The sequence below is a fragment of the Mitsuokella jalaludinii DSM 13811 genome (genome assembly GCF_000702905.1).
In the GTDB taxonomy this organism is placed as follows: domain Bacteria; phylum Bacillota; class Negativicutes; order Selenomonadales; family Selenomonadaceae; genus Mitsuokella; species Mitsuokella jalaludinii.
On record NZ_JNKR01000014.1, the window covers coordinates 47,406 to 57,718 of the forward strand.

Consider the following 10,313-nt stretch of genomic DNA (forward strand, 5'->3'; position numbering starts at 1 on the left):
TTTATTATACAGACGTTTGCTGGATTCTTTATCTAGTCTAGCAGAAGCCCCCTTCCGCGTCCAATCTGTTTGGGCTTTTCCTGCGGATATGGTATACTAGGATATACGGGCAGTCATCGGGCTGTCTTTTTCATAGAAGGGAATCGGCTTGACCGATGTGTATAGATACGAAAGAAGAGAAGAAAGGATATGATAACAGAATGACGAAAAAGAAGGTAGTCGTCGCGATGAGCGGCGGTGTGGACAGCTCGCTTACGGCGGCGCTGCTCAAGGAGCAGGGCTATGAGGCCATCGGTGTGACGATGCGCCTGTCGGAGGAGAGCCGTGATTTTGATGAGAATGACCGCGGCTGCTGCAGTCTCAGCAGTGTTGACGACGCGCGCCGCGTGGCGGAGATCATCGGCATCCCGCACTATGTCATGAATTTCAAGGAGATGTTCCAGGAGAAGGTTATCGACTACTTCCTGGCGGACTACGCGAAGGGATGGACGCCGAATCCTTGCATCGCCTGCAACCGCTATGTCAAGTTCGAAGGCCTCCTGCAGAAGGCGATGGAGCTCGGCGCGGAATACGTTGCGACGGGGCACTATGCGCGCATCGGGCAGGATGAGACGGGCCGCTATGTGCTCAAGAAGGGCATCGACACACACAAGGACCAGTCGTACGCGCTCTACCACCTCAACCAGCAGTCGCTTGCGCACTTCCTGATGCCGCTCGGCGACTACACGAAGGTGGAGACGCGCGAGCTGGCGGAGCGCTACAAGCTGCCCGTCGCCCACAAGCCGGACAGCCAGGAGATCTGCTTTGTGCCGCATGATGACTACAAGGCATACCTGCGCGCGAAGAACCCCGCCTGCCTGCATCCGGGCGACATCGTCGACACGGAAGGCCATGTACTCGGCCATCACGAGGGCGTGCCGCTCTACACGATCGGCCAGCGCAAGGGACTCGGCATCGCGCATCCGGAGCCGCTCTACGTCGTGAACCTCGACATGGCGCACGACCGCGTCATCGTCGGCGGAGCAAAGGATGTCTATGCGGACGGCCTCATAGCGGGCGACCTTAACTGGATTGCCATCGATGCACTCGAGGCGCCCATCGCGGTCACGGCCAAGGTACGCTACGGCCGTCGCGAAGGCCGCGCGCATGTCGAGCCGCTTGTGGGTGGCAAAGTGAAGGTTCGCTTTGAAGAGCCGCAGCGCGCGGTGACGCCGGGGCAATCGGTCGTCTTCTACGACGGCGATACGGTCGTTGGCGGCGGCATCATCGAGAAGGCACTGCGGAAGGGGGAAGAGGTATGACACTGGAATCCAGCAATACGACGGTCGGCATCCTCTACGACATTGAGAATGCGCCGTTTGAGATGCTCAACTACACACTCGGTAAGGCGCGCCGATTCCAGCCGTGCCGCACGATCGTGATTTCGGATTGGGAGGAGCGCCCCGAACAGAAGCGCTGGGAGAAGCTCCTGCGCCGTCCGGGCTTCACGTTCCGCCAGATCAGCAGGACCTTCCTCGGCAAGAACTCGCTGGACTCGGCCCTCTACGATTCGGCAAAACTGCTCTACGAAGAGGGCGTGCGCCGCTACTTCATCATCACGACGGACTCGGATTTCGTGCGCATCGCGCAGATGCTCAACTCGAAGGAGAAGTCCTATATCATCGGTGTTGGCACGAAGCAGGCCAGTGAGACATTGCGCAATGCCTACGATGAATTCATCGTGTATCCAGCGGAGGAGAAAGAGACTGTGAGAAAGAAACACGCGCGCAAGGGCGCAGAGGCGGGCGAGAAGGCTGAAGTGGCTCTCGAGCAGACTGATACCAAGAAAGCCGAGCCGAAAAAGGATGCCAAGTCCAAGAAGGCCAAGGCAAATAAAGCCGAGAAGAACGAGAAGGAAAAAGCGGTGAAAGCCGAGAAGCAGGAAAAAGCGGCCAAGGCCGCAAAAGCTGCAAAAGAAACGAAGAATACAAAAGAGGTAAAAGAAGCAAAGGAGGCAAAGCCTGCCAAGGCTGCAAAGCAGGTGAAAGCCGCAAAACCGGCTAAGAATGCGAAGCCGGGCAAAGCGGTGAAAGCCGAGAGCGCCGAGAAAGCAGAGCAGGCCAATCATCAGGAAGCTGCGACTGCACCGGTGCCATCCCCTGCGGTCCAGCATGAGCACAAGAGCAAGGCGGCCGCACTGCCGGAAGGCACGTTTGTCGTGCGCCTGCCGAAGACGCTTCGCAAGCAGCTCGAAGCGCGCATGCAGGAAGAGGAAGTCACGATGGATGAACTCATCACGTATCTTTTGACGCGCGGTCTCTCCCGATGATAGCGATGACAGATGGACAATGATTGATGGAAAGGATATATACAAATGAAACGAGAAGAACTGGTCCTGTTCTACCAATTCCGTGATGACGAGAAGCTCGCGCTCGCACAGAAGACGCTGCACCGCCTCGGCATACACACAAAAGTGCTGCCGGAAGAGGCGTGGCGCGAGAAGATCGGCTATTTGCTGGGCCTCAAGGGCTTCCGCGCGGCCAATCCAGAGGATTACGAAGGCGACCCGTTCGTCTTCCCGCATGAGGTCATGGTCCTGCAGCACATCCGCAACAAGCGCCTCGACGCCGTTCTCAAGGCCCTTAAGGACGCCGGTGTGCCGCAGGTCCACTACAAGTCGGTCGTCACGCCGTTCAACACGCTCTGGACACTGCGCCGCCTTTGCGAGACGATGCAGAAGGAGCATGCGGCGATGATCGAGATGGAAGAAGTGAAGGAAAAGAAGAAGCAGGAGGCTGCAGGCGACGGCGATGAATGACACGAAACGCGATCTGAGCAAGGGCGCAGGCGGGAAGCCGGAGAGACCCGGTGCGGCGGGAAAAGCTGAACCAGTGGATCGGACAGCAAGCCGTGGCCGCACGGCCTCGCTCGACAAGACAGCGCGCCTCGACGATACGCAGGAGTTGCCACCTGACCTTGCAGTTTCGGCAGCGACTGAGGAAGAGCCCATCCAACAGCCCTTCCCGCAGGCGGGCGGATCTGCAGCTGGCGGCGATGTGCGCGAGCTCGCACCCGACAAGGATCTGCGGGAACAGGCAAAGGAGCAAGCAGAGGGCAGGAAAAAACAGCAGAGCTGGCCCGTGCGCCACAAGAAGGCGCTGCTGCTCGGCGTCGGCTTCCTCATCGCTGTCTTCATCGGCTTTGCGCTCGCTGGCTATCGCCAGGACCAGGCCGACCTCCAGAACAACGAGCGCCAGCATCAGGAACAGCAGATGCAGGAGCGCGCACAGAAGCTCGATGCACAGGAAAGCGACCTGCAGAAACAGCGCCAGGCTCTCGAGGCCAAGAAGAAGGCGCTCGAAGAGAAACAGCGCAGTCTCGAGCGTGAGCAGGGCCGCATTGAAGGGCGCGGTCAGGCCCTGCAGGACAGCGCCGATGGTGAATCGGGTGTCCAGAAGTTCCTCGACAAGGTGACAGGGCAGGCAGAGAAGAAGCAGAAGGCCGCAGAGGAGAACCGGCGGCAGGGTGCTGATGCCGCCGCATCAGCTGCCAGTGTGCAGCAATCCCTCGACGATGCCCAGTCGATGCTCGACGACGTCCAGCAGAAGCTCGACGATGTGCAGTCCATGAAGAATGAGGCTGGCAGGGTCAAGGACAAGGCGGCGAGTGCGTATGCGGAAAACAAGGACACGATCGACACTGTGCTCTCCTATGCCAAGGAGGGCGCCGCGATGCTCGGCAATCTGCTGCTCCCGTGAGCCTGTGACAATGCGATACAGGTGTTGTGCAGGCATACTGGATAGAAAGGAAATGTGAAAGTGAAGATGAAGATTTGGAAACGAGTAGGCTGCCTCGCACTTGCAGCCGCGGCGATGCTCGCAGTCGCTGGCTGCGGCACGGGCAGCCAGTCGGCCGGCTCGGGCAAGATGCAGGAGCTTTCCATCGGCCTGATGCCGGATACGGACTCCCTGCCATTCCTGATTGCCGAAGAGAAGGGTTACTTTGCAGACGAAGGCGTCAAGGTCAATCTCAAGCCGTTCAAGAGCGCGATGGATCGTGATTCTGCCATGCAGAGCGGCCATCTCGACGGCGCTGTCTCCGACATGCTCGCCGCTGCCTTTGCCAAGGACGGCGGTTTCGATGTCAAGGTCACATCCTCGACGGACGGCAGCTACAAGCTCATCGCCGGCAAGGCAGAGCCTGCCGCAGATGTCAAGGGCCTGCGTGGCAAGGATGTCAGCGTCTCGCGCAATACGATCATCGAGTACGTGACGGACGAGATCCTCGCGAAGGATGGCCTGAAGGGCGATGACATCAACAAGGTCATCATCCCGCAGATCCCGACGCGCCTCGAGATGCTGCAGAACGGCAAACTCGCTGCCGCAACGCTGCCTGAGCCGATGGCCAGTATCGCCATCTATAATGGCGGCCGCCTCCTCAAGAGCTCCGATGACCTCGGCATCAACCCGGGCGTCATCCTCTTCACGGATAAGGCCACCAAGGACAAGCAGAAAGAGATCCAGGCGATGTACCGCGCCTACAACCGTGCCGTCGATTACCTCAACAATGCGCCGCGTGAGGAATACATTGACTTCGTCATCGAGAAGGCCGGTTTCCCGCCTGCCGCCAAAGAGGCACTGAAACTGCCGACGTACCACAAGGCAGCACTGCCGAAGGAGCAGGACGTGACGGACTGCATCAAGTGGCTCAACGACAAAGATTTGGTAAAGGAGACGTACGGGTATGATGACCTCGTCATCAATCTGCTCGGCGAATGAAATGGCATATGAATCCAACTGACATGATTGCATTCGACCACCTGACGGTGCGCTACCGGAGTGCAGAGTGCGCTGCAGCTGCTGCGATTGCCGATGTCAGCCTGACCGTTCCGCAAGGAACGGTTTGTGCTATCATCGGCCCTTCAGGCTGTGGCAAGTCGACGCTCCTGCGGGCAGTGGCGGGGCTCGTGCGGCCTGAGGGCGGCTGCGTGAAGATTGCAGGCGGCAAGGCGGACCCGAAGAAGTACCGCATCGGCTTCATGCCGCAGAACTACGGCCTGCTGCCGTGGCAGACAGTGCGCGAGAACATCGTGCTGGGCTGCCGCATCCGCCACGACTGGCACGCGGGCCGCGAGGAGGATGAAGCGAGGCTGGCGCGGCTCATGGCAGCACTCCACATCGAAGGGCTCGCCACGCGCTACCCGCATGAGCTCAGCGGCGGCCAGCAGCAGCGCGTGAGCCTCGCACGCTCTTTCCTGCTGCAGCCGGACATCCTGCTGATGGACGAGCCCTTCTCAGCGCTCGATGCCATCACGCGCGAGGAGATGCAGGATGTTTTCCTAGCGCTCTGGCAGGAGCAGCATGTCACGACGCTGCTCGTCACGCATTACGTCGAGGAGGCGCTCTACCTCGGGCAGAAGATCGCGCTGATGGCGGCAGATCCAGGCCGCATCGCTCGCGTCTTCGACAATTCGCTCGGCGGTTGCCCGGAAAAGCGCGGCAGCCGGGAATTCTTTGAGATGAGCCGTGCCCTGCGCGAAGAGATACGGGGCATCAGCGCACAGCATGCAGGAGAGGGGGCGGCGTCATGAAGGGCATCTCGCACACCCTGCTCTCATACCTTACTGCAGCTGTCTTCCTGCTCGCAATCTGGTGGGGGCTCGCGCTGCTGCTCGAGCTGCCCATCGTGCCGACGCCCGATAAGGTGTTCGTGCGCTTGACAAACGTCTTCGCGCGCGACATCCTCGAGCACGCGGCCTACAGCCTCTGGCGCATTGCAGCAGGCCTCGGTTTGGCTGTCTGCATCGGCTATCCGCTCGGCGTCATCATGGGCTACTTCCGCCAGGCCGACCGCTTCCTGTCCCCGTTCGTCTACCTGACGTACCCCATCCCGAAGATCGCGCTGCTGCCAATCCTCATGCTGCTCGCCGGTGTCGGCGAGCTATCGAAAATCCTCATGATCTTCCTGATCATCGTCTTCCAGGTCGTCGTGGCGGTGCGCGACGCCATCCGCACGCTGCCGGAGGAGCGCTATTATCCGCTCTACTCGCTCGGCGCCTCGCTTGGCCAGATCTTCCGTTTCGTCATCCTGCCGGCCTCCCTGCCGAAGTTCATCACGGCCATCCGCGTCGCGATGGCGACGGCCGTCTCTGTGCTGTTCTTCACGGAGACGTTCGGCACGCAGTACGGCATGGGCTACTACATCATGGATGCCTGGCTGCGCGTCAACTACTTGGAGATGTACGCGGGCATCCTCGTCCTCAGCGTCATGGGCCTCCTGCTCTTCGGCATCATCGATTGCTTTGAGCATGTGGCTTGCCGCTGGCAGCGGAAGTGAGGCGCTTGGCTTGAAGAAATTTGTTTTTGTGGTGCTCATGCTGATCGTCGGCGCGGGCTGGGCCGGCTTCCATGCGCCTGAACTCTTGCCGCAGGCGCAGCGGTTGGCAGATGATGCGTTGAGTCACTTCGAGCGCGATGACGGGGCCATCCACGTCGAGGGCAGCGGCGCGGCCCTGCCGGATGTCAAGAAGGCGGCTTCTGCCTTTGACGGACTGACACAGGAAAAACTCAGCGCCGTGCGCCATCATTCTGTCCGCGTATTCGTGGCCGCTTCCGATGCGGATTACCGCCGCATCCTCAAGGAAGAGTTCTCGCTCTCCGACGAGGAGGCGCAGGAGGTCGCCGCCATCTCGGGCGGCTGGTCGGGTGGGCGCCTGCATGTCACGGCGGTCAACGCGAAGGCCGGCGTCATGGACAGCCATAGCGACCGCTATGCGACGACGGCGCACGAGCTCTTCCACCAGCTCCAGTACGAGCTGAGCCGCGGGCGCGACACGGACAAGGAAGCCTTGTTCTGGCTGGAAGAGGGCTCTGCTGACTATGTCGGCGCCATGATGGCCGAGCATCTCGGCGGCCGCAAGCTCGCGCGTTGGCAGAATGATGTGCTCGACAATCTCTTGGGCGCGCCGCACGCCGCGCGCCCCGACCAGCTCATCCACCTGGAATTTGCCGAGCGCAAGGCCATCATGGCAAAGGAATACCACGCCTACGAGATGGCCGACATGATGACCGTGCAGCTGCTTGCGCGCTTCCCCGAAGAGCAGCGCGGCCAGATACTCGCTGCTTACTTCACCGCTCTCGGTGAGGGAAAGTCAGGGGAGGAGGCGTTTGCGCAGACTTTCGGCCTGACGCTCGACGATTTCCTCCAGGAGTTTGCCGCCTGGTGGCAGGCGCAGAAGAGCGAGCCGGCCAAGATACAGATTGAGACAGGTGAAGGCGTGACCAACGCCCAGGCAGACGCCTACGCCGCCGAGGCCGAGGCCGTGCAGTCGCTCTTGCAGCGCCGCTTCGGCCAGACGCTGCGCGGCAGCTACACGCTCGTGCTCGCCAGTGGCAAAGAAGAGCTCGCACAGGCTGTCAGCGCGCGTTCTGATATGACGATCGATGAAGCGCGGAAGAATGTCGGCGAGAGCCTCTGGCTCGAGAACGGCAGCACGGTCTTCCTCGATGCGGCAGCACTAGACTCGCGCCGCCAGCAGATCTTCAGTATGGGCGTCATGCTCACGCGCGTCATGGAGGCACAGGCCATGGGCGGCACCGAGCAGGAAGTCGCCTGGCTTGCGCGCGGCACGGCCTATCTCATCGGCACGCTGCGCCTCAGCGAGGAAGGGCTCGGCGGCTTCGAGGATTACCGCCGCAGCTGGCTCAGTGTGCTCCAGGAGAAGGGGCGCTTCCCCGATGGCGCAGACTTGACCGCGCCGAAATCGTATGAGCAGTCCGTCGCTTCATTTGGCGACGAGTCGTGCTCGCTCGTCGCGGAGCTCACGGCATACGATCTTCTGGCGCGCCGGGGCTGGGGCAGCTTTGCCAAGTGGATGCGCGCCACAAGTCTAGCGGGCGGCGACGGCGAGAAGGCCTTCCGCAGCACTTACGGGGAAGGCGCATCCGTCTACGCGTCAGCAGCGTCCACGAGGCTGCTCCGCGAGGTGCAGGACATGTATACACGCTAGCCCTCTTTACAAATGGATGAGGCTGTGCTAACATAGGGATTGTTCAAGCGGGTGCGCTCGAACGAGACGAATAGTCATATGGCAATGGCGCCATGCAGAGGTGATACTTCCGATTCGTATGATCTGGATGTTTTTTCTGCATGGCTTTTTTGTTGCTTAATTTTAAAAAGGGTGGTATAAACATGGACGAGTTACTTTATGTGATTCCTGCAAACTCCGAAAAAGAAGAAATCCTGAACACGCTCAAAGCACATCCCGAGATCAAGTTCGTATCGTTGGTCGGCATCGATATGGCCGGCAACGATACGGATGAGAAGATCCCGATGCGCATCTTCCTCAAGGATATCGATGAGTTCTATGCTGGCACGGCTGTCCAGACGGATGGTTCTTCCGTCGTACTGACGGGCATCGCCACCCTGAACAACGCGAAAGTCGATATGCCGGTCGATCCTTCCGTCAACTGGTTCGTCGACTACAACATGGAGAACTACGACGAGGAGACGGGCAAGCCAATCGGCACGCTGCGTATCCCGTCCTTCCTGATCCACGAAGGCAAGCGCGTCGATTCGCGCGCTGTCCTCGCTGACACGCTCGCCTATGTCAAGAAAGAGCTGATGGCCCTCTTCAAGGAGCACCCGCAGATCTCCGGCATCGAGAGCGTCAACGGCACGGATGTGACGGACATCCAGTTCACCTCCGCTACGGAGCTCGAGTTCTGGGTCAAGACGCCGCTTGAGGATGCTGCCATCGAAGAGATGTCTGCTTCGCAGGTTCTGCAGGAGCAGTACTGGGAGCGCACGCACGGCATCGTCCGCACGGCTATGGAGCAGTGCCTGCTCGTCCTCGATAAATACGGCTTCAAGGTCGAGATGGGCCATAAGGAAGTCGGCGGTCTCAAAGCACAGATTGACGAGAGCGGCCGCATGACGCATGTCTGCGAGCAGCTCGAGATTGACTGGCGCTTTGCAGATGCCCTGCAGGCTGCCGACAATGAGCTCTTCGTCCGCACGATCGTAAGAGAAGTCTTCCGCGGCATGGGCCTCGAAGTCAACTTCAAGGCAAAACCGATGATCGGCCTGGCTGGCAACGGCGAGCACACGCACATCGGCATGGCTGCCATCACGAAAGACGGCAAGCTCCACAACCTCTTCACGGCTGACGATCAGAAAAAAGACTTCATGAGCGCCATCGGCTACGGCTCCCTCATGGGCCTGCTCAAGAACTACGAGGTCATCAACCCGTTCGTCTCCGCTACGAACGATTCCCTCAACCGCCTCAAACCGGGCTTCGAGGCTCCGGTCTGCGTCGTCACGTCCCTCGGCCATACGCCGGAGATCCCGTCGCGTAACCGCACGATCCTCGCTGGCCTGATCCGCGATCTCAGCAACCCGTATGCAACGCGCTTCGAGCTGCGTGCATGCAACCCGTACACGAATACGTACCTCGTCCTCGCAGCCATCTACTCGGCTTGCCTCGACGGTGTCAAGGCCTGCGCTACGCATACGACGGCAGAATGCCTCGCCGAGATCTCCAAGGATGCCGGTGAAGAGGGCTTCTACCTCGAGAAAGACCGCGCATACCGCAGTGAAGACGATGTCTTCGAAGATTACACGGAAGAAGAGCGCACGCGCCTCTTCGGTGCTCCGCCAGCTACGGTCTGGGAGAACATGCAGAACTTCGAGAACTACCCGGCAAAGCTCGCCGTCATCACGGCTGGCGGCGCACTGCGTGACCAGATTATCGAAGCCTTCCGCGCTGGTGCTCTGACGCGCTGGAAGACCGAGCTCATCGCCCGCATCATCCCGGAGAACCGCGACATCGTCCGCGCAGCCAAGGAAGCCAAAACGGACTTCGTCACCGACCTCGATTCCTACAACTGGAACAAGATCAACGGCATCCGCAGCTACCTTGCCAAGGACAGCATCGATGAGAAGTCCCTCTTCACGCTCCTCATCAACGCCCTCAACGATGGCGATTACGCAACGGCATCCGGCCTGCAGGTCGAGATGTACGACAAAGTCGAAGAGCTCAAGAGCCTCTACGACTCCTACGTCAAGAACATGATCTGATTGCCACCGGCAACCAGCGATAAAAAGGCACCGCCACGGCGGTGCCTTTTCTGTATGTCAAAATGGCAGGAGTTTGAAACGTCATGGCGAATACAGATAATGTATTAAGTCGCAGCTGCGACAAACGAATAAACAAGATGAGATATCCGGTAAGAATACTTAAAAGTGAATGATTCTAGGAGCCAAAGGAGTAGGGAATGGCGTAGTTGTTGGGATTTTTTAGTGTGAGCCCCGCACCCGCGGGGATGATCCCAGCA

At 59.7% G+C, this 10,313-nt stretch carries 9 protein-coding genes; all 9 read left to right on the forward strand.

Annotation, left to right across the window (positions count from 1 at the left end; genetic code table 11):
- Positions 1–200: 200 nt before the first annotated feature.
- The 9 genes from mnmA (at position 201) to T518_RS07955 (ending at position 10,056) form a co-directional block, all read left to right on the forward strand.
- Positions 201–1,301: a tRNA 2-thiouridine(34) synthase MnmA gene (gene mnmA, locus T518_RS07910; RefSeq protein WP_036377914.1), complete on the forward strand. Its 1,101-nt coding sequence runs from the start codon at positions 201–203 to the stop codon at positions 1,299–1,301.
- Entirely contained in the window at positions 1,298–2,308 is a 1,011-nt protein-coding gene (locus T518_RS07915; protein ID WP_036377916.1) for an NYN domain-containing protein, read from the forward strand. Before mnmA ends, T518_RS07915 begins: the two co-directional genes overlap by 4 nt.
- Before the next feature lie 45 nt (positions 2,309–2,353).
- Positions 2,354–2,797, forward strand: a complete 444-nt coding sequence (locus tag T518_RS07920; RefSeq protein ID WP_036377918.1) for a DUF3783 domain-containing protein — start codon at positions 2,354–2,356, stop codon at positions 2,795–2,797.
- Complete coding sequence (locus tag T518_RS07925; protein ID WP_036377919.1) at positions 2,790–3,737, forward strand: hypothetical protein; 948 nt, start codon at positions 2,790–2,792, stop codon at positions 3,735–3,737. Before T518_RS07920 ends, T518_RS07925 begins: the two co-directional genes overlap by 8 nt.
- A 66-nt stretch (positions 3,738–3,803) precedes the next feature.
- A complete protein-coding gene (locus T518_RS07930; RefSeq protein ID WP_036377953.1) occupies positions 3,804–4,757 on the forward strand; it encodes an ABC transporter substrate-binding protein in 954 nt (317 codons plus the stop codon).
- 23 nt (positions 4,758–4,780) lie between these two features.
- The gene (locus T518_RS07935) at positions 4,781–5,569 is read left to right on the forward strand and encodes an ABC transporter ATP-binding protein (protein WP_036377921.1); all 789 of its coding nucleotides are present in this window, start codon (positions 4,781–4,783) and stop codon (positions 5,567–5,569) included.
- Complete coding sequence (locus tag T518_RS07940) at positions 5,566–6,315, forward strand: ABC transporter permease (RefSeq protein WP_036377922.1); 750 nt, start codon at positions 5,566–5,568, stop codon at positions 6,313–6,315. Before T518_RS07935 ends, T518_RS07940 begins: the two co-directional genes overlap by 4 nt.
- A gap of 10 nt (positions 6,316–6,325) precedes the next feature.
- Positions 6,326–7,987 carry a hypothetical protein gene (locus T518_RS07950; RefSeq protein ID WP_155948111.1) on the forward strand — a complete coding sequence of 554 codons (1,662 nt, stop codon included), beginning with the start codon at positions 6,326–6,328 and terminating at the stop codon, positions 7,985–7,987.
- 182 nt (positions 7,988–8,169) lie between these two features.
- Positions 8,170–10,056 carry a glutamine synthetase gene (locus tag T518_RS07955; protein WP_036377926.1) on the forward strand — a complete coding sequence of 629 codons (1,887 nt, stop codon included), beginning with the start codon at positions 8,170–8,172 and terminating at the stop codon, positions 10,054–10,056.
- Positions 10,057–10,313 lie beyond the last annotated feature (257 nt).